Consider the following 20,557-nt stretch of genomic DNA (forward strand, 5'->3'; position numbering starts at 1 on the left):
ATTATTAAATTGATAATTTTAAACTAAATTTTATTAAAAATTAAATGTTATATATGAAATAATGAAATATTAAGAAATCGTTAATTCTTACATTGCTATAAATTGTCTCCCGGAAAACGATTTTACTTTTCCCAAAAGCTCTAATTCTAAAATTACAGGCAATAATTTGTGCGAAGACACCGATATTTTCTCTGCTAAATCGTCTAAGGAGATGTGTGGATTTTCTGAGATGTTTTTATATATTAATTCTTGATTTTCAGATAATTGAATTGTAATTTTGCTGTGTGGGAAAAGCTCTTCTATTTTTTCTTTAGGATCATTAAATCCGAGCAGATCGAGTAAGTCTTTAATGGTGGAAATTGCGGTGGCTTTATTCTGAAAAATTAAATGATTGCATCCTTGACTGTATTTGTCACCTATTCTTCCGGGAAGAGCAAAAACATCTCTGTTATAAGTGTTTGCAAATGTCGCGGTACTTACAGATCCGCCTCCGAATGCTGTTTCTACAACGATGGTAGCAGGAGAAATTCCGGCAACAATTCTGTTTCTTTGGATAAAATTTTCACGGTCTGGCTTTCTTGACGAATTAAATTCGGTAAGCAATCCTCCTTTTTCTTCAATAATTTTTTCTGAAAGTTTTCTATTTTTAGAAGGGTAGAAGGTATGAAAACCATGAGCTAAAACTCCGATGGTAGGAATTTGATGTTTTAAAGATTGTTCATGAACTTCTTTGTCAACACCCAAAGCCAAACCGCTGACAGAAATAAACTGATGGGATTTTGATTCTTCAAAAAAATCTTCAATGAATTTTTTCCCGTAAGACGTTATATTTCTGGTTCCGACTAAACTTATAGTTTTTAAATTGGTTTCAAAACTTCCTTTCTGATAAAGTATTGCAGGAGCATCATCACATTCATTTAATAAAAAAGGAAGATCATTTTGATGGCGCAAATTAATTTTTATGGAATTTTTTTCGCAAAATGAAAGTTCTTTTTCTGCAAATTTAAGATGTTCAGGATTTCCAATATCGGAAATGATTTTCATACCGATTCCGTCGGTTTTGCTGAGTTCTTTCTTAGAAGTTTTCCAAACATTTTCTGCTGTTCCAAAACGGCGTACAAGTTTGGAAAAATTAATATCACCAATAAAATTACACTCGCGAAGAGCGATAGAGTAGAGATGTTCTTCAGAATACATTTGTGTTATTTTATTCAAATGTAGCAAATTAGGATTTATTTTCGCCTTAATTCTTCCAAATAATCCCAAACATCTTCATTTTTTTTATAAGGCAATTCCAGGAAATCATCAGGATGGTTTTCTTTGTATTCCTGCCAAAGTTTATCGTCTTTTTCGCTGTAGTAATTGGGGAATTCCCAGATATATCTTTTTTTCTTTTCGCCTGATCCTTTAAAAATATAAGCCATTGCGCTTCCCATTAACGCACCGGATAAATGAGCCTGCCAAGAAATTTTACTTGGTTCGTCAAGATTATTAAAAAGCTCTTCCGGAAACATTCCCCAGATTAAGCTTCCATAGTATAAAACTACGAGAAGTGAAATCGTCAAAAGCTTCATATTCCATTTAAAAACTCCACTGAAAAAAAGAAAAAATGCCAAAACATAGACAACACCACTCGCTCCAATGGTGCATGTGTAATTATACTCTCCTGTCATAATATCGATGGGAGGCAACAGCCAAAGAAGAAGACCTGTACTTATCCAACCCATCACAAAAACTTTGGTGGCTACTTCAGAATAAAACTGATATAATAAAAACATAAGCACTGCAATCGGGATAGAGTTTCCTATAATATGATCGATACTGCCATGTAAAAGAGGCGAAGTTATGATTCCCAATAAACCTTCAGGCAAAAGCGGAATAATTGCCCCGAAACAGCTCGAGAAAAATCCCATTGTCTGCAAAAGGTATCCAAACCACATTGCAGCAAGCATCAATAAGGGAGCGATAAATGCTTTTTTGTGAATTATATTTTTAATCATGCAGGTAAGATGTCAAATCAAAAGCCAAGTATAAATTTCGGAAATTTTGGCGATGATTTGGGATATTGCAATTGATTTAAGACAAAAAGTAATGATTTTAAAATGAAATATTTACAGATGAGAGATTTCTGCAAAAGGTTTTCTAAAAATGTCCTGAAAATAATTTTACTTATTTTTGTGGCGTAAAAATTTTGGATTTATGAGAAAGATTTTCATGTTATTTTTTATTTATCTAAGTGTAAGTTCTTTTGCACAGGTAATTATCAGTGATTCTGCAGCAGTTGATACTATTAAAAAGCCAAGACATTGGTCTGTTCTTGCCAAGAATAGTGTGATGTTTAATCAGGCAGCTTTTTCTAACTGGGTTGGTGGGGGAGCCAATAATGTAGGTTGGCTTGCAAGTGCAAATTATAATCTTACCTATGAAAAAGGACGCCATCTTTGGGAAAATATTATCATCTTAAATTATGGGCAAAATACTACAAAAGGAATTGGTACCAGAAAAACACAAGATGTTCTTAATTTTTCTACAAACTACGGTAGACAGTTTTCAAAAAGTTGGTATGTTTCTGCGGGAGCGAGTTTACTTTCTCAGTTTTCGGGAGGTTTTGAAGATGGAAATAATCCAGAAGCAAAAAAAATATCAAATTTTATGGCTCCGGGTTATGTGAATGCCGGTTTAGGGATAACTTATAGACCTGACGAAAATCTCACTGTAACTTTAAGACCTGCCAACGGAAGGTTTACATTTGTCCTTGATAAAGAGCTTCAGCTTGCCGGAAATTATGGCTTAAAGTCGGATGGTGATTTTTTCCTGATGCAGCTCGGTTTTCTTGGTTCTGCAATCTATAAAGTAAAGTTGATGGAAAATATTGAAATGACCAATACAGCTTCTATATTCTCAAATTATCTTGATAAACCAGATCATATGGTGCTTTCGTACAATATGCTTTTAAATATGAAAATCAATAGGTTTATCTCTTCCATCGTTACGGTAGACGTAATGTATGATCATAATCAGATACAAAAAACTCAGCTGAAACAAACACTCGGAATAGGATTTGCGTATAATATTGATAATGGTGTAAAACGTTCAGCCAGAAAAGATAATCAATGGTGGTTAAAGAAATAATCTAAAAATAAATATTAGGAAAAGTAATTCAGATTTGAGTTACTTTTTTTATGCTTAAAATTGTGATTTTTTTAATTTAATTAAATCTTGTTTAAGATAAGTTGTATTTTTAATACCTTAGATAAACATAAATGATACTGATTTCCATGAAATAGTATGTATTTTTTATTTAAAAGAAATAAACCATTTTTAAAATAAATTAATCATGAGAAAAATTTTATTGCCAATTTCCATATTTCTGGGAATGTATGTTTCTGCTCAGGAAACAAATGCAGATTCACCTGCAGCAGATACTTTAAAAGCATGGTCTATTCAGGCTCAAAACACATTAATGCTCAATCAGGCTGCCTTTTCAAATTGGGTAGGTGGTGGAGCCAACAATGTAGGTTGGCTTGCCGGAGTAAACTATAATCTTACTTACGAAAAAGGCAAATATCTCTGGGAAAACATTATTGTTTTGGGATATGGACAAAATAACACTAAAGGAGTCGGAACACGAAAAACTCAGGATGTCATTAATCTATCAACCAATTTTGGAAAAGAATTTGTAAAAAACTGGTATCTTTCTGCAGGTGCAAGTTTACAGTCTCAATTTGCAGCTGGTTATGAAGATGGAAATAATCCTGAAGCAGCTAAACTTTCCAATTTTATGGCTCCGGGTTTTGTGAATATTGGTGTTGGTGTTACATATCGTCCAAATGATAATTTTACAATGACTTTAAGACCTGCCAATGCAAGAATGACTTTTGTTCTTGATGAAGAGCTTCAAAAAGCCGGAACTTATGGTTTGAAAAATGATGGCGATTCTATGCTGTTTCAGTTCGGTTTCTTGGGAACGGCTATTTATAAAATGAAATTAATGGAAAACATTAGCCTAATCAATACAGGCTCGGTATTTTCAAATTATATCGATCATCCGGAAAGGTTGGTGCTTTCTTATGGCGCTGTTTTAAATATGAAAATAAATAGATTTATTTCAACCAATATTACCGTTGATGTTTTGTATGATCACAATCAGATTCAGAAAACTCAGTTGAAACAAACTTTGGGAGTTGGTTTTGCCTATAATATTGACAACGGCGTGAAAAGATCTGAAAGAAAAGATAACCAATCTTGGCTGAAGAAATAGCTAAATTTAATACAAAAGGAAGCACTTCAATTTGAAGTGCTTCCTTGTTATATATGTTTTTTTTGAGTTTAAAACTCAATATTAACTTCCAGTTTTTCTGTCAAAAGCTTTGAAATTTTCTCCTTTAAAGGCTCGATGTCGATATTCTGCATTGCATCGTTTGCGAAAGCAAATAACAATAAAGCCTGAGCTTCTTTTTTAGAAATTCCTCTTGCTCTCAAATAAAATAAAGCATCTTTATTCAGTTGTCCAACTGTACAACCGTGAGAACACTTCACGTCGTCTGCAAAGATCTCCAATTGAGGTTTTGTATCAATTGTAGCTCCTTCGCTTAAAAGAACGTTATTATTTTGCTGATAAGCATTGGTTTTTTGTGCCAATTTATCTACAAAAACTTTTCCGTTGAAAACTCCGTGAGATTTATCTTTAAAAATACCTTTATAATTCTGGTAACTTTCACAGTTTGGCTGATTGTGGTGAACAGCAGTGTGGTGATCTACCAACTGATCTTTACCGATAATCGTGATTCCGTTCATGAAAGAATTGATATTCGATCCGTTTTGAATAAAATCTAAATTATTTCTAACGATTTTTCCGCCAAAAGAAAAAGTATTAACTGTCGTTAAACTGTCTCTTTCCTGTTTTGCAAAAGTATGATCTACCAAATAAGAAGTATCGTTGTCATTCTGCAATTTATGCCAATCTGCTTTTGCATTCGGTGATGTGAAAATTTCTGTCACAGAATTGGTGAAAACATACGTTTCATCAAAATTGTGGTGGCTTTCAATCACTTCAACTTTTGCTCCTTCTTCTACAATCAATAAATTTCTTGTGTTGTAAAATGTGTTTTCTTCCTGATTTTGAGAAAGATAAAAAACGTGAATTGGTTTTTCAATCACAACGTTTTTAGGTATCTTTAGGAAGAAACCATATTTGCAATACGCCTGGTTCAGATTAGTAAAAGCTAAATCTTTTGCTGCAATTGTATTGAAATAGGTATCGAAAACATCTTTATGATTTTCGTCATTCAAAGCGTAATTGAATGATAAAAACTCTGCGTTTTCAATAGAAATCTTAGAAAGCTCTTTGTGAAGCTGACCGTTTACAAAAACAATCCAGTCAAAATTTTCTTCTCCAAAATGCAGCTCATCAAGCTGCTCTTTGGTGATGTTATGGCTTTCTTTCGGGAAAAAATTATAATCTTTCTCGATGATTTCTTTAATGTTGGTATATTTATATTCTTCGTCTTTCTTTGTAGGAAAACCAAGTTTAACAAATTTCCCTAATGCTTCAACTCTCGTTTCATCTAAAAAACGGTGACGAAGGGTACTAAGAAATTCGCTGTGATTATTTAAAATTTGTTCGTTTAAACTCATTATTTGAACGTTTATTTTGTCGTCGTAAAAAGTTTAGATTCCTACAGAATGACAAATATTGCGTTTAATTTTTAAATTTTTAAATGCTTTGAATCTTTAAATTAATTAAGCAACCAGTCGTAACCTTTTGCTTCTAATTCTAATGCTAAAGATTTGTCGCCTGTTTTAATGATTTTTCCGTTCGCTAAAACGTGTACATAATCAGGCTGAATATAATTAAGCAATCTTTGATAGTGCGTAATCAAAAGAACTGCATTTCCTTCGTTTTTGAAAGTGTTTACACCATCTGCAACGATTCTTAATGCATCGATATCTAATCCTGAATCTGTCTCATCCAAAATAGCTAATTTAGGATTCAGCATCATCATCTGGAATATTTCGTTTCTTTTTTTCTCACCTCCCGAAAAACCTTCGTTCAATGATCTAGAAAGGAAATCTTTTTTAATACCTAATTTCTCAGAATTTTCACGAATCATTGCCAACATTTCTTTTGCAGGCATTTCTTCTAATCCGTTTGCTTTTCTGTTTTCATTTAAAGCTGCTTTAATGAAATTGGTCACAGAAACTCCAGGAATTTCTACAGGATACTGAAAAGAAAGGAAAATACCTTTGTGAGCTCTTTCTTCAGGAGCATCTTCGATGATGTTTTCACCATCAAATAAAATTTCACCTTCAGTAACTTCGTAATCTTCTTTCCCTGCAATTACAGAAGAAAGAGTAGATTTTCCGGCTCCGTTTGGTCCCATGATCGCATGAACTTCGCCCGGTTTTATTTCAAGATTGATACCTTTTAATATCTGTGCGCCATCTTCAATTCTGGCGTGTAAGTTTTTGATATTTAACATTATATATGTTTAAAACTTTTTTATAATTTAATTTTTGTTATTTCGACGAAGGAGAAATCTTTTAATTGAGATTCTTCACTCCATTTCATTTCGTTCAGAATGACAAAAAACGTGTCAGGCTGAGCGGAGCAGAAGTGTTATCCAACAGAACCTTCCAAAGAAATCTCCAATAATTTCTGAGCTTCAATAGCAAATTCCATTGGAAGTTTATTTAAAACTTCTTTACTGAAACCATTTACAATTAAAGCAATTGCTCTTTCCGTATCGATACCTCTTTGGTTACAGTAGAAAATCTGGTCTTCACCGATTTTTGAAGTTGTAGCTTCATGTTCTAACTGTGCAGTTGGATCTTTAATCTCGATGTAAGGGAAAGTGTGCGCTCCACATTCGTTACCCATCAATAATGAGTCACATTGCGAGAAGTTTCTTGCTCCTTTTGCAGAAGGCATTACTTTTACCTGTCCTCTGTATGAGTTTTGAGATTTTCCTGCAGAAATTCCTTTAGAAATAATCGTTGATTTTGTATTCTTTCCAATGTGGATCATCTTTGTACCGGTATCTGCATACTGATGATTGTTGGTTACCGCAATAGAATAGAACTCACCGATTGAACCATCACCTTTTAAGATACAAGAAGGATATTTCCAAGTTACAGCAGAACCTGTTTCAACTTGCGTCCAAGAGATTTTTGCTTTATACTCACAAAGACCTCTTTTGGTTACGAAATTGAAAACTCCACCTTTTCCTTCTTCATTTCCTGGATACCAGTTTTGAACGGTAGAATATTTAATTTCAGCATTATCCATTGCTATTAACTCTACAACGGCAGCGTGAAGCTGATTTTCATCTCTTGACGGAGCAGTACAACCTTCCAGATAAGAAACATAACTTCCTTCATCTGCAATAACAAGTGTTCTTTCAAACTGGCCTGTTCCTGCCTGATTAATTCTGAAATAAGTTGAAAGTTCCATCGGACATCTTACCCCTTTTGGAATATAGCAGAAACTTCCGTCAGAAAATACTGCGGAATTCAGTGCTGCATAAAAGTTATCTCCTCTTGGAACTACTTTTCCAAGGTATTTTCTTACCAAATCCGGGTGATTTTTGATTGCCTCAGAGATTGAGCAGAAGATAATTCCTTTCTCAGCCAATGTATCCTGAAATGTTGTTTTTACAGAAACAGAATCGATTACGATATCAACAGCAACACCCGAAAGTCTTTTCTGTTCTTCTATGTTGATTCCTAATTTTGCAAAAGTTGCCAATAATTCCGGGTCAACTTCATCTAAGCTTTCCAATTCAGGCTTTGCTTTTGGCGCAGCATAATATTTTATTGCTTGAAAATCTGGTTTTTCGTATTTGATATTCGCCCAAGTAGGCTCAGCCATTTTCAACCAAATCTTAAATGATTCCAAACGCCATTCTGTCATCCATTCCGGCTCTTCTTTCTTCGCAGAAATTGCACGGACAATGTCTTCATTTAAACCAATTGGGAAATCTTCGTAGTCAATCTTGGTTTCCCAACCAAATTCATATTTTTTATTTTCTAAGTCGACTCTTAAATCGTCTTCAGTATATTTACTCATTTTAATAGATTTTAGAAATTAGAAATAAGATTCAGATAGTTCCAAATCAATAGTTCCAATGTCTAATTATAAGCTAAAACTCTCTCCACAACCACACGTTCTGGATGCATTAGGATTATTAAAAATAAATCCTTTTCCATTTAAACCTCCGGAATATTCTAAAGTGGTACCTGCCAAGTAAAGTATAGATTTTTTTTCAACAACGATTTTTATTCCGTTATCTTCAAAAATCTGATCTGTTTCGTTTTGTTTATTGTCGAAACCTAACATATACTCCAGTCCTGAACATCCACCGCTTTTTACCCCAACTCTTATATAATCTTCAGCAGGGTTAAAGCCATCTTCTGTCATCAGTTGAATCGCTTTTACCTTTGCCTGATCTGAAACCTTTATCATTGTATTAATTTAGAATGATTTAATCTTGCAAAAATACAAACAATAATCAGTAAATAAAAATCGACGTTTTTATTTTATCGATTTTTATCATCGATGCTTTAACTTTGATGTGTATTTAAAATCAAAACTATAAATCAGGAAAATAATGAAAAAATTGGGCATCCTTGCTGTAGCCTTACTTGCGCAGGTTACTTTCGCACAAACTAACAGATTTGTTTATCAGGTAACCTCAAAACCAGATATCAATAATAAAAGTGATATTAAAACTGAAAATGCTTATTTAGACATTTCAGCAGAAAAATCAATGTTCTATTCTGAGAATAGAATTAAAAGAGATTCTGTAATGAAAGCCAACTTTCAAAGTGGGGGAGCGAGAGGTTTTAACAGAGAACAAATGGATGGTTTGAGAACGAATATTAATTATTCAATCGAAAAAAATAAAAAAGATCAGAAAATTATTTACAAAGATCGTTTGGGAAGAGATCAATATTCTTACGAAGAAGATAGACCTCTGAACTGGAAAATTTTATCTGAAACCACAAAAATTGGTGATTATAAAGTACAAAAGGCTGAAACGGATTTTGGCGGAAGAAAATGGACGGCATGGTTTACCACAGATCTTCCTTATCAGGATGGACCTTATAAATTCAGCGGGCTTCCCGGTTTGGTTGTAAAAGCGGAAGATTCTACCGGAGATTATTCTTTCGATTTAATGAAAAACTATAAGATTTCTGACTTTCCTGAAATGGTTACATTTGGAAACGTTATGAAAGTAAAAAGAACGGATTATGTAAAACAACAGGAAAAATATAAAACTGATCCGGCGTCTTTTATGAATAGCCAACGTGGAGGCGGAGGAATTTCTGCTCCAATGAGAATTGGCGGCGGTGGAAATCAAAATCCTGCAGATATGAGAAAGCGAATGGAAGAAAGAGCAAAAGAAGAGGCGAAGCGAAATAGTAATCCTATCGAGCTAAAATAAAATAAAACAAAAAGGTCTGAAGAAATTTCTTCAGACCTTTTTTTATCTTAAAAGTTGACTAAAAGTGTCTCCCTGTTTGATGTCTCCGGAATTATATCCTTTCATAAACCATTCTTTACGTTGTGCTGATGAACCGTGGGTAAAGCTTTCCTGATTTACATAACCTTGTGATCTTTTTTGGATATTATCATCACCAACTGCTTCTGCAGCATTGAGTGCTGATTCTAAATCTCCAGGCTCTATAAATGATTTTTCTCTGTCACCCGTAACTCTAGACCAAAGTCCGGCATAAAAATCTGCCTGAAGTTCTGTTGCTACAGAAATCTGATTAAGTTGTGCTTCAGAATATTTTCCGCTACGTCTTGCTTTATCGGTTTCATTTAAAGTTCCTAAAAGATTTTGTACGTGATGTCCCATTTCGTGTGCGAGAACATAAGCTACAGTGAATTGGGTTACTTTTGCTCCAAATTTCTCTTGTAGCTCATTAAAGAAACTCATATCCATATAAACAGACTGATCTGTCGGACAATAAAACGGCCCCATTGCAGATTGTGCTAATCCACATCCGGAATCTGTATTGCTTCTGAATAAAACGACTCTTGCCGGTCGATATTGAAGGCCATTTTCTGCGAAAACTTTAGTCCAGGTTTCTTCGTTTTCGGCGGTAATCATTTCGATCATCTCACCAATTTTTTTGTCAGCTTCTGTAAGCTCTCTTTGCTCAGTCTGCGCACCAGTATTTGAAACTCCTGAAGAAAGAATTGCAGAAGGATCACCACCTAAGAAAAATACAATAGCAGCAATAATTATTGTGCCTAATCCGCCGCCAACAATTGCGCCTCCGCTACCGCCTGAAGCACGTCTGTCGTCTACATTTGTACTTCGGTCTTCAGTCCATTTCATATTAAAATAATTTTAAGAGTAAAGTTAAAATTTTAAATAATATTTTTGTCAAAAATTACAATTAAAGTGAGAAAAATTCAAATTGCTCTTTTGTTTTTTAGTTTAATGGGTATTACTGCCTGTAACGACAGTGAATCCAAAGAAGATGAAGTAAAAGATATTGATAAAAAATCGGCAATCGAAACCGAGCTTTCTGTGCAGCACATCGATACTGCAGATGTTTTAATAACAAAACATAAGATCTGGAAAAATAATAAACTCTTTAAAGAAATTATAAAAAGAGATACTATTCCGAGTTTGGGAGATACATTGCAGACCGTAGAAGATGAGGCCGGAAATGAGCATAACGCTAAAGTGAAAAAAGATTACGAATTTTATATAACCGTTCAGTAATGAAAAAGTCTAGTTCTATAAAATTACTTTTCGTCACAGGAATTCTTGCTTCCTGTTCTCAGGAAAAGCCAAAAAATCACTGGGATAAAGAGAAAAAGGTTTACATGAGATCAGATACTACTGCATCTTATTCCAGATCGCATGGTTTTATGACTGGTTTTTTGTTGTACCATGCATTCCGACCTTATGGAGCATACAGCAATGGTGCTTATCAAAAAGCGGGATATTACAGCGATGCCATCAGTACAAAATCTAATATAGGAAGAAGCACTTATAAAGGAAATGTAGTAAGAGGAGGATTAGGAAAAAGTGGTTTCAGAGCATCATCTTAGATATTATGAAAAGAATACAATCGCAATTCCGAAAAAATTGGGAACATAAACTTGAAAACCTTGGTTTTGGCTATCATTCTTTGGAAGGTCTTTACTGGGATGAAAGTCATTACTACGAATTTTCATCAGATGAAATCAACAAAATAGAAAACGCTACGACCGAATTGTGGCAGATGTGTCTTCAGGCTGTAGATTATATTATTGAAAAAAATCTTTGGGACAAATTTAATATCCCCGAATCTTTTAGAAATTATATTATTACAAGTTGGGAAGAAGATCATCCTTCTATCTACGGGAGATTTGATTTTGGTTTTGATGGTGAAAACCTGAAGCTTCTCGAGTTCAATGCAGATACGCCGACTTCTTTATACGAAGCGTCGGTCATTCAGTGGTATTGGCTGCAGGAAATGTTTCCATACAAAGATCAGTTCAATTCTATTCACGAAAAATTGGTTGATTATTGGACGTATCTTAAAAAATACATGAATCCGCATTATATTTATTTTGCTTCATTAACGAATATTGAAGACGTAACCAATGTGGAGTATTTACGGGACTGTGCTACACAAGCAGGTTTTGAAACAGAATTTATTCCTATCCAAGATATTGGTTGGGCAGAAGATATTGAAGAATTCCTTGCCGGAGACAAAACCATTATGGAATATATTTTTAAATTATATCCTTACGAATGGATCCTGGAAGATGGTTTTGGCGAGAAATTAATCCGTAATAATTTCAGATCTCAGTGGATGGAACCTGCCTGGAAAGTTCTTCTTTCCTCAAAAGCTATTTTGCCGATTCTTTGGGAACTATTTCCTAATCATCCGTATTTGCTGGAATGTTATTTTGAACCAAAACATTTGACAGACTTCGTTAAAAAACCCATCTATTCCAGAGAAGGAGCTAATGTAAGTTTATTTAAAAATAATGTTGCGATAGAAGAAAATAGCGGTGATTACGGCAAAGAAGGTTTTATTTACCAGCAATTATTTGAGCTTCCCAATTTCAATGGAAATTATCCTGTCATCGGAAGTTGGGTAATCGGGCAAGAATCTGGCGGAATTGGGATCCGAGAAAGTGTACATTTGATCACTAATAACCAGAGTAGGTTTATCCCTCATTTGATAGATTCAAACAAAATTTACATGCAAGAAAAGGAGCTGTAAAAAGCTCCTTTTTTTATTTCAATAGATTCAGATTTTAATTTCCGAAACCGATATTTCCTTTTTTATCAGAAAGATTTCTTTTAAAATTGATCATACTTAAAGCCGTAACTGCTGCTTCAACACCTTTATTTCCTAGATCACCCCCGCTTCTTGCGATTGATTGCTCTTTGGTATCATCTGTCAAAACACAGAAAATAGTTGGAGTGTCGGTTAAAATATTACAGTCTTTAATTCCTTGTGCCACTGCATCACAAACGAAATCAAAATGTGGAGTTTCTCCTCTGATAACGCATCCGATTGCAATTACTGCATCAAACTTTCGTTCTTTGCAAAGCTGCATGCTTGCATAATTTAATTCAAAAGCTCCCGGAACGGAAAACTGTTTTATATTTTCAGCTTTTACGCCTTCTTTTTCAAGAATTTCTAAAGCTGCATCGCGTAGATTGTATGTTACAAAGTCATTCCACTCAGAAAAAACAATGCCGATAGAAAAATCTTCGGCATTGGTTATATTAAGTGGCTTGTAATCTGAAAGATTAACTGTTGCCATGTTTTAATTTAAATATTTAGTCATTTCGATATAAGAATCAGACATTCCGTTGTCGTAGTCCTGATATTTTTCGTCGATTGTTGCAAAGTATTTTTTAGCTTCTGCATTTTTCTTCATTCCTAAAGCTACAATCCCTGCTTTTCTTGTAAAATAATAAGAAGTATAAGGATCATCAGATGCTGAAGCAGCTTTGTCTAACAATGCTAAAGCTTCGTCATTTTTATTAAGACCAGATTTTGCATCTGCCATTGCGCCAAACTTCATTGCCATCAATGTTTTGTTATCAGAAGAAAATTTGTCTAAAAGATCATGAGCTTCCTGAAATTTTCCTTCTTTTAATTTTAATAAACCTGCGTTGTAAGCAGAAAGTTTACCCACTTTCGTAGAAGAATATTCGTTATAAGTTCCTAAAAATCCAGGATTAGCTGCAGATTTTCCACCTAAAGCCTCTTTATCTTTACCTTCTGTAAGGTTTTTTTGTGCTGCTAAATAAGTTTTTACAGCTTCAGCATTCTTTGGAGCTACCACAAATTGCTGGTATCCGAAAAAGCCTAAAACTCCCAAAACAACAACCCCAAAAGCAATGCTTAATGGTTTCTGATATTTTTCTAGGAATCTTTCTGTGTTTAAAGCCTCTCTGTCAAGGTCTTTAAAGAATTCCACTGTTTCTTTACCTTCTTGCTCATTTGGAGCATTTTTTCCCAATTTTGCCATAAATTCTTAAAAAATTGAATTGCAAATTTAATTGTTTCTGAGTGATTTACAAAATCTTTATCTGTATTATTAATAAAAGAGAATGAAAGACTTGTAAATATTGTGAATTGTTAATAGAGAATTGTTATTTTTTGATTTATTTGAACTCTCTTTACTAAATTTAATATTCTAACGTGTGATAGATTTCAGCATTAAACTTTTTAAGTTTTTCGTCACCATTTAAATCTTTCAAACCGATTAAAAAACTAAACTGAACGACTTCTGCGCCTTGTTTTTCTACCAGTTTTGCTGCTGCTTCGGTTGTTCCTCCCGTTGCTAAAAGATCATCATGAATTAAAATTCGTTGTCCTTTTTTTATTTGTCCTTCTCTGGTTTCTATTTCTGCGCTGCCATATTCCAGATCATATTTTTCTGAAATAATTGGCGGAGGAAGTTTTCCTTTTTTTCTGATCAAAATAAATGGAACTTCCAAAGCTACTGCAATCGCAATTCCGAAAAGATAACCACGGCTTTCAATTCCACAGACTGCATCTACTTTTCCTTTACTGAATTTTACCAGATCTTCGATTACTTCTTCATACAATTTAGGATCAAGAAAGATCGGTGTAATATCTTTAAACTGAATTCCCGGAATCGGAAAGTCAGGAATGTTTTCTATGGTTTCTTCCAGTTTTTTAATGAGTTCCTGAGATGCCATATTTTTAAGGATTGATCTTATAACTTGAGATTTTCCACTCTCCGTTTACATTTTTAAGACCGAAAGTCACCTTTAAAGAGGTCGTCTTTCCGTTTTTATCGGTCACATCGTATGTTGCATTAACACTTGATGAATTGGTGCCGGTTGCGTTTGTAGAAATGTTTTTAACACTTACATTTTTTACAGCTCCAAAACCTGAAGTAGGATTTGAGAACGATTCGTAAGATCCCCAACTTGGGTTGCTTGAAGAATCGAAAGCTGCTTTTAAGTTTTGTGAACTTACATTATTTAAAAACTTACTTACCGTATTTTTAGGATCTGCAGTCGGCTGTTTTGGTTGAGACGGAACTGCTGTTGCCGGGTCTGTACCCGTTGTTGGCGGAGTTGTCGGATTATTTGGGTCAATTACCGCATTCGGATCCTGAACAATCATTGTAGAATCTGTTTTTGGTACTTCAGGAACTTTTAAAGCTGAAGGATTTACATCTAAACCAATTTTCGACATTTTGAAAGTCTTCGCAGTGGTTTTTACCGAAACAGTAATATCAATTTTATTGTCAACAATTTTTGAAGCCAATAAAGATGAAAATTTAAGATGAAAACCTTTAAAATTATTATCCTGCATTAGGTTTTTCGCTGTTGAAAGCTTTACGCCGTTACTGAATACTTCTAACGTAGTTTCTAAACCTGCACCAGTAAACGCAATAGGATTTCCTGCATTGTCAACCAATCTTGGTACGATTTGCATTGCAGTTGGGCCATTTCCTGTGTCTCCAGAAAGTTGGGTAAGAATGCTTAATGAGCTTGCTCTTACATCATTCGGATCGCTTTCTTTAGCGGTTTCGTCACCAAAGATATTCATTTCACCTAATGACGGTGGAGCTGTACTTGCCCATTCGATACCGTTTTGCTGTGCAACCTGATCTGCCAATGATAGAATTTCTGGCACTTTTTTACCGTTAATCAACTGACCCAATGCTTTCAATTCGTTTACATCGCCTTCTGCTTCTACACCGAAAGTTTTAAGAATATATAGCGCTTCATTAAATTTTATCTGCTTAATGGTGGTAAGATCAGACGCCATATCATTGATACTCGACTGCAAAGTCTGTGTCGTAGTTGCATCTACATGATCTTTTTTGCATGCTGTGAAAAGCAACAAGCTGAAGATGAGTAGCAAAGAAAACTTTTTCATTTTAATTATGGTTTATGGCAAATTTAGTAAAACCTTTATTAAAACTGATTTTTTATTTTTTGTTTTCTTTTTCTTTTAAATCATCTTTGAAGAATGAGCTGAAAATTGCCTGCATATTTGGAAAAGATGCATCCTGCCAATAATTTGATTTGTAGTTGCTGTAGTTTTTATTTAATTTCACTTCTCCTTCTACATCATTATTATCACTGAAATCTAATTCTGTTGGATAAAAGTTTTTATAAGAAATAAGCTGGTTGTAATCTGGTTCACTTTTATGTTTAAATTTAATGTAACCAATCTCGTTTGATTCTAAAAAATCTCTCAAATCTTTTTTAGAGTCTTTTTCGTAAGAATGATTTACTAATGCTTTAATATCATAAAGTCTGTATCCAAAAAGAGCCATTTCTTTTTCCTGTAAAGCAGTTCCGCTTATTTCTATTTCGTCTTTTGTTTTTCCTTTCAATTCTTTGATAACGGCTTTTTTATTTTTGTACTCTTCAATATTTCCAACATTTGGTAATTTAGGAAGGTCTAAAAATGCATTGTAATCTAAAAGTCCGGTTTGTTTTCTATCGGTTGACGGATTTTCTAATCTGAAAACTCTATATTGTTGTACGTTTGTGCTTTTCAATTTTTTTGTTTTATTATCAAAAACATAAGTCGCTATTCCATCCAAGTAACAGTTTAGCTTACCATTTACGGTTAGATAAGCATTAAAATTTCCTTTTACCAAAACATATTTTGCAGGTTTATTGTTTTTAATAACAACCGCTTCGATATCTTTTACTCTGTCATTTAGTTTTACAACCTCTTTATTGATTTCGTTAAATGATAAAGTGGCGATAGAAATGTTATCATACACCAACTGAAATTTTTCCTGTTCGGGAGAAAGAGCTGATTTCTCAATTTTTCCGTCAATGTCTGATGTTGCCAAAATATTTCCGTTTTTTCCAAATACCGAAACTTTAGGAAGTGGTGCGTCTGTTTTTTCTGAAACGAAAGTAATGCTTTGGGCATTGACTACATTGAATAGAATGATCAACAGAAAGTTTAAAAGAAAAGTTTTTTTCATAGTTTTTAATTTAGTTTAAAAGGTAAGCATTAAAGTCTACTCTTATGACGAAATATTTTTGAAATGGTTGCCTAGCTTTTTTTGATTATGACAAAAAAAAAGACTGATTATTAAAATCAGTCTTTTTTAAGTTTATTTTGTTACAAGTCCTTAGAAAGGATACTCATAAATTTCAGATTCGTGTAAGTAAGGGTTACCTGTAGGAATCAGTTTCAATTTAGCTAATGCTGAAAGCACTGTAAACATAAACAATCCTGCGATAAATAAAATAGAACCCAATACTAATAACAGAACTTCCGGAGTATTCCAGTAAGGTCCTACTGTTCCTGGCATTACCATATTGAAGTAATCTAAAAGGTGACCTAAGATTACAATGATTGCCATCGTTGTTACTACTTTGTAGTTTCTCTTGATGCTGCTACTTACTAATACCAATAAAGGTAATAAGAAGTTTACAACAAGCATTGGTAAGAAAGTAGGAGAGTAGTGCTCAAATCTTCCGAAGAAATAATTTACTTCTTCCGGGATGTTTGCATACCAATACAACATGAACTGTGCAAACCAAGTGTACGTCCAAAGCATACTTGTAGCGAAAAGGAAAACTCCTAAATCGTGCAAGTGATTGTCGTTAAACTGTGGTAAGAAACCATTTTTCTTAAGATAAACACTTAATAGAATGATTACCGCAATACCACTTGAAAGGCAGCTAACCATTGAATACCAAATATACATTGTAGAATACCAGTGAGGGTCAATAGACATCAACCAATCCCAAGCCCAAGCTGCAGAAGCAAACCCGAAGAATGCGATATATCCCACTGCCCATCTGTAAAGGAACTGATACTCAACCAAAGATTTTGTATCGTCTACTTTTTTAGACTGAGCTTTTAATTTCCATGCGAAGAATGAAGCTCCAATTACATAAATTAAAGTTCTTACTGCGTAGAAAGGAATATTTAAGAATATTTTCTTTTCAAATAAGATGACATCAAAGTGTGGAGATCCTTCTTTTGTTAATTCAGGATCCATCCAATGGAAAAGGTGACCGTTGTGTGTGATATTAAGAATCATCAAGATTACTAAAATAGCACCACCCCAAGGAATGTAAGAAGCAATAGCTTCCATCACTCTCGTGATAATAATTGGCCAACCTGCGTGAGCGGCATGCTGAATACAGTAAAAGAACAATACACAACAGCTTACTCCGAAGAAAAATACTGCTACAAAATGAATTGAAGCTAATGGCTGATTGTGAACCTGCATTTCTGCGTGCTCTAGGTGAGCAGCATGATCTTGAGGTCCTACCATTTCGCTTGAATGTGTAGGAGAATCATGACCAGCAGAATGCACTGCTTCCATCATGTGTTCTATTTTTTCTGTAGTAATTCCTTTATTTAAAAAGAAACCTGCAGCAAATAAAACTAAACCTACAACAAGAAGGATAATAGAAGTTGATTTTAATTTTGGTGAAAAACTATACATTTCTTTTCTTATTTTTTAGTTTCGGTAGTCTCAGTTGTTGCTGTCGCTGCTGCGGGAGCCGGAGCTGCACTTTTTTTGAAAGCACTCATTACATACATTGCCACTCTCCATCTGTCTCCAGGATTTAATTGTCCTGCATAAGATCCCATAGCATTTCTACCGTTTGTTAATACATAATGTACAGATCCTACAGTGATTTCTCTATCTGCATAATTTGGTACACCAGAATAAGCTCCGCTTTGTACGATTGGCCCTTGTCCGTCACCACCAGTTCCGTGACAAGCTGAACAAGTACGATCAAAAAGCATTTTACCTCTTTCTATATCTTTAGCTGCATTAGCAGGATTAAGAGGAGAAGCGCTTATTGCTTTTGAAGCATCATAACCTGCGTTATATTCGTCCGGAGTTTTAGGAAGTTTACCTTCTTCAAATACTCCATCTTTATTTTGAGCTACTGAACCTTCTACAGGAGCAAGGCCAGTTGCACCGTTGTTTCTTACAAATGCAGGAATTTCATTTTCATGATCTGAATAAGCATCCTGGGCTTTCATCAACGGATCGTATGCCACTGGGAAATACATATCCGGGAAATATACTAGAGGTGCATTTTCATTTGGTCCGCAAGAATTAAGTAAAACTGTAGTTAAACCTAAAATTGCTGTAATTTTTAATACATTCTTTTTCATTTTAAGCATCTTTAACAGTTATTTCTTCTACTCCCGTTTCAATAAGCAACTGCTTTACAGATTCTACATCTTCAGTTACAAACTCCATAAGGAATTTATCATCTGTAGTTCTTGGATCTGGGTTTTGTGCAGGAGCTCCAGGATACATTTTATTTCTTACAAAGAAAGTAAGAGACATCATGTGTGCAGCACAGAATACCATCAATTCAAACATCGGGTCAATAAAAGCAGGGAAGTTGTTTACCCAGCTAAAAGATGGTTTACCACCAATGTTTTGTGCCCAGTCATGGTTCATAATGTACCAAGTAACCGTCAAACCTATAGAAACTCCATAAAGTGCATAAATGAAAGCAGCATCAGAAATTCTGGTTTTCTTTAAACCTAAAGCTTTGTCTAGGCCGTGAACAGGAAATGGGGTATAAACTTCGTTTATTGCAATTCCTTTATCGTTGAATGCTTTAACGCCGTTCATTAAATCGTCGTCGTCAGCATAAAGTCCGTATACAATTTTAGTGGTGCTCATCTCCTTCTTTTACTTTATAAGTTTCACCTGAGATTTTCAAGATCGATTTTAATTCTGCCTGTGCAATTACAGGGAATGTTCTTGCGTATAATAAGAATAATACAGAGAAGAATCCGATTGTACCTAAATATACACCTACGTCAATAATGGTTGGTTTAAACATCGTCCAAGAACCAGGCAAGTAATCTCTTGAAAGGTTAATTACGATGATGTCGAAACGCTCAAACCACATACCGATGTTAATAATTAATGCAATGATAAATGTTGCAATAATATTCGTTCTGATTCTCTTAAACCAGAACAACGCCGGAATAACAAGGTTACAGATAATCAACGCCCAGAACGCCCACCAATATGGTCCTACTGCAGCACCTGGTGAAAGGTAAGTAAAGTCTTCATATCTTGAACCAGAATACCATCCGATAAAATATTCAGTAGCATAAGCTACAGTTACCATACCACCTGTAAGAACGATTACGATGTTCATAATTTCGATATGATACATAGTGATGTAATCTTCCAAGTGACAAACTTTTCTAGCAATTAACAATAGTGTTTGTACCATTGCAAATCCTGAGAAGATAGCTCCAGCAACGAAGTAAGGAGGATAGATCGTAGAGTGCCATCCTTTAATAACTGAAGTTGCGAAGTCAAAAGATACCGTAGTGTGTACTGAGAATACTAGTGGAGTTGCTAAACCAGCCAATACTAAAGATACTTCTTCAAATCTCTGCCAGTGTTTTGCTTTTCCACCCCATCCAAAAGATAGTAGGGTATAAATTTTCTTAGTCCAAGGAGTTTTAGCTCTGTCTCTGATCATAGCAAAGTCAGGAATCAACCCGATAAACCAAAATACTGTTGATACAGAGAAATACGTACAGATTGCAAATACGTCCCAAAGTAGAGGAGAGTTGAAGTTAGTCCAAAGAGAACCAAACTGGTTAGGAAGAGGGAATACCCAATATCCTACCCAAACTCTACCCATGTGAATAAGCGGGAAGATTGCCGCCTGTACAACTGCGAAGATTGTCATTGCTTCCGCAGAACGGTTTACAGACATTCTCCATCGTTGTCTAAATAATAATAATACTGCTGAGATTAGGGTTCCGGCGTGACCGATACCTACCCACCATACGAAGTTGGTAATATCCCAACCCCAGTTAATAGTTCTGTTAAGCCCCCATGCTCCAATACCTGTTCCGATAGTATAAGCGATACAGCCGAATCCGTAGATGAAAAGAACTAAGGCTGCATATAGTGAGATCCACCATAATTTACCTGCTCTTTCTTCGATAGGTCGTGCAATATCTTCTGTGATATCGTGATAAGTTTTGTGACCAATAATCAGAGGTTCCCTTATCGGAGCTTCGTAATGTCCTGACATTTTTTACCTATTTA

22 protein-coding genes are annotated in these 20,557 nt (G+C 34.6%); 6 read left to right on the plus strand and 16 right to left on the minus strand.

Annotated elements, in window-relative coordinates; genetic code table 11:
* Positions 1-87: 87 nt before the first annotated feature.
* Both dprA and BUR17_RS12350 read right to left on the minus strand, forming a co-directional pair.
* Positions 88-1,197 (minus strand): DNA-processing protein DprA, encoded by a 1,110-nt coding sequence (gene dprA / locus BUR17_RS12345; RefSeq protein ID WP_074230668.1) that lies wholly within the window; start codon positions 1,195-1,197, stop codon positions 88-90.
* A gap of 35 nt (positions 1,198-1,232) precedes the next feature.
* Positions 1,233-2,000, minus strand: a complete 768-nt coding sequence (locus tag BUR17_RS12350) for a rhomboid family intramembrane serine protease (protein WP_074230669.1) — start codon at positions 1,998-2,000, stop codon at positions 1,233-1,235.
* 199 nt (positions 2,001-2,199) lie between these two features.
* Here BUR17_RS12350 and BUR17_RS12355 point away from each other — a divergent pair, with 199 nt between their 5' ends.
* Both BUR17_RS12355 and BUR17_RS12360 read left to right on the plus strand, forming a co-directional pair.
* Positions 2,200-3,132 (plus strand): DUF3078 domain-containing protein, encoded by a 933-nt coding sequence (locus tag BUR17_RS12355; RefSeq protein WP_074230670.1) that lies wholly within the window; start codon positions 2,200-2,202, stop codon positions 3,130-3,132.
* A 205-nt stretch (positions 3,133-3,337) separates the two neighbouring features.
* On the plus strand, positions 3,338-4,261 hold the full coding sequence (locus tag BUR17_RS12360; RefSeq protein ID WP_074230671.1) for a DUF3078 domain-containing protein: 924 nt from the start codon (positions 3,338-3,340) through the stop codon (positions 4,259-4,261).
* 68 nt (positions 4,262-4,329) lie between these two features.
* Here BUR17_RS12360 and sufD read toward each other — a convergent pair whose 3' ends face one another.
* The 4 genes from sufD to BUR17_RS12380 form a co-directional block, all read right to left on the minus strand.
* A complete protein-coding gene (sufD, locus tag BUR17_RS12365) occupies positions 4,330-5,637 on the minus strand; it encodes a Fe-S cluster assembly protein SufD (protein WP_074230672.1) in 1,308 nt (435 codons plus the stop codon).
* A gap of 101 nt (positions 5,638-5,738) precedes the next feature.
* Complete coding sequence (sufC, locus tag BUR17_RS12370; protein WP_074230673.1) at positions 5,739-6,482, minus strand: Fe-S cluster assembly ATPase SufC; 744 nt, start codon at positions 6,480-6,482, stop codon at positions 5,739-5,741.
* Positions 6,483-6,619: 137 nt separating this feature from the next.
* On the minus strand, positions 6,620-8,068 hold the full coding sequence (gene sufB / locus BUR17_RS12375; protein ID WP_074230674.1) for a Fe-S cluster assembly protein SufB: 1,449 nt from the start codon (positions 8,066-8,068) through the stop codon (positions 6,620-6,622).
* A 66-nt stretch (positions 8,069-8,134) separates the two neighbouring features.
* The gene (locus BUR17_RS12380) at positions 8,135-8,464 is read right to left on the minus strand and encodes a HesB/IscA family protein (RefSeq protein ID WP_066677384.1); all 330 of its coding nucleotides are present in this window, start codon (positions 8,462-8,464) and stop codon (positions 8,135-8,137) included.
* Between the two features lie 145 nt (positions 8,465-8,609).
* Between BUR17_RS12380 and BUR17_RS12385 the strand changes: the two genes are divergently transcribed.
* A complete protein-coding gene (locus BUR17_RS12385; protein WP_074230675.1) occupies positions 8,610-9,446 on the plus strand; it encodes a GLPGLI family protein in 837 nt (278 codons plus the stop codon).
* A gap of 42 nt (positions 9,447-9,488) precedes the next feature.
* On the opposite strand, the gene ypfJ is transcribed toward BUR17_RS12385, so the two are convergent.
* A complete protein-coding gene (ypfJ, locus tag BUR17_RS12390) occupies positions 9,489-10,349 on the minus strand; it encodes a KPN_02809 family neutral zinc metallopeptidase (protein WP_074230676.1) in 861 nt (286 codons plus the stop codon).
* A 66-nt stretch (positions 10,350-10,415) separates the two neighbouring features.
* Between ypfJ and BUR17_RS12395 the strand changes: the two genes are divergently transcribed.
* From BUR17_RS12395 to BUR17_RS12405, 3 genes are read left to right on the plus strand one after another with little or no spacing between them, the layout of a single operon-like run.
* Positions 10,416-10,742, plus strand: a complete 327-nt coding sequence (locus tag BUR17_RS12395; protein ID WP_143747584.1) for a hypothetical protein — start codon at positions 10,416-10,418, stop codon at positions 10,740-10,742.
* Positions 10,742-11,074: a hypothetical protein gene (locus BUR17_RS12400; protein ID WP_074230678.1), complete on the plus strand. Its 333-nt coding sequence runs from the start codon at positions 10,742-10,744 to the stop codon at positions 11,072-11,074. The genes BUR17_RS12395 and BUR17_RS12400 overlap by 1 nt, the downstream gene beginning before the upstream one ends.
* 5 nt (positions 11,075-11,079) lie before the next feature.
* Positions 11,080-12,240 carry a glutathionylspermidine synthase family protein gene (locus BUR17_RS12405; protein WP_185116690.1) on the plus strand — a complete coding sequence of 387 codons (1,161 nt, stop codon included), beginning with the start codon at positions 11,080-11,082 and terminating at the stop codon, positions 12,238-12,240.
* Between the two features lie 34 nt (positions 12,241-12,274).
* Here BUR17_RS12405 and ribH read toward each other — a convergent pair whose 3' ends face one another.
* The 9 genes from ribH to nrfD form a co-directional block, all read right to left on the minus strand.
* Positions 12,275-12,790, minus strand: a complete 516-nt coding sequence (gene ribH / locus BUR17_RS12410; protein WP_074230679.1) for a 6,7-dimethyl-8-ribityllumazine synthase — start codon at positions 12,788-12,790, stop codon at positions 12,275-12,277.
* A 3-nt stretch (positions 12,791-12,793) separates the two neighbouring features.
* Positions 12,794-13,504 carry a YfgM family protein gene (locus BUR17_RS12415; protein ID WP_074230680.1) on the minus strand — a complete coding sequence of 237 codons (711 nt, stop codon included), beginning with the start codon at positions 13,502-13,504 and terminating at the stop codon, positions 12,794-12,796.
* Positions 13,505-13,664: 160 nt separating this feature from the next.
* A complete protein-coding gene (locus tag BUR17_RS12420) occupies positions 13,665-14,201 on the minus strand; it encodes an adenine phosphoribosyltransferase (RefSeq protein WP_074230681.1) in 537 nt (178 codons plus the stop codon).
* A 4-nt stretch (positions 14,202-14,205) separates the two neighbouring features.
* Positions 14,206-15,396 carry an NTF2-like N-terminal transpeptidase gene (locus tag BUR17_RS12425; RefSeq protein ID WP_074230682.1) on the minus strand — a complete coding sequence of 397 codons (1,191 nt, stop codon included), beginning with the start codon at positions 15,394-15,396 and terminating at the stop codon, positions 14,206-14,208.
* 52 nt (positions 15,397-15,448) lie between these two features.
* Entirely contained in the window at positions 15,449-16,468 is a 1,020-nt protein-coding gene (locus BUR17_RS12430) for a hypothetical protein (RefSeq protein WP_074230683.1), read from the minus strand.
* A 150-nt stretch (positions 16,469-16,618) separates the two neighbouring features.
* Entirely contained in the window at positions 16,619-17,950 is a 1,332-nt protein-coding gene (locus tag BUR17_RS12435; protein WP_074230684.1) for a quinol:cytochrome C oxidoreductase, read from the minus strand.
* An 8-nt stretch (positions 17,951-17,958) separates the two neighbouring features.
* Positions 17,959-18,645, minus strand: coding sequence for a c-type cytochrome (locus BUR17_RS12440; RefSeq protein ID WP_074230685.1), 687 nt, complete (start codon positions 18,643-18,645; stop codon positions 17,959-17,961).
* Entirely contained in the window at positions 18,638-19,159 is a 522-nt protein-coding gene (locus BUR17_RS12445; RefSeq protein WP_074230686.1) for a DUF3341 domain-containing protein, read from the minus strand. Before BUR17_RS12445 ends, BUR17_RS12440 begins: the two co-directional genes overlap by 8 nt.
* Positions 19,146-20,543, minus strand: a complete 1,398-nt coding sequence (gene nrfD, locus BUR17_RS12450) for an NrfD/PsrC family molybdoenzyme membrane anchor subunit (protein ID WP_074230687.1) — start codon at positions 20,541-20,543, stop codon at positions 19,146-19,148. The genes BUR17_RS12445 and nrfD overlap by 14 nt, the downstream gene beginning before the upstream one ends.
* Between the last annotated feature and the right edge of the window lie 14 nt (positions 20,544-20,557).

The organism is Chryseobacterium scophthalmum, assembly GCF_900143185.1.
Taxonomy (GTDB): Bacteria; Bacteroidota; Bacteroidia; order Flavobacteriales; family Weeksellaceae; genus Chryseobacterium; species Chryseobacterium scophthalmum.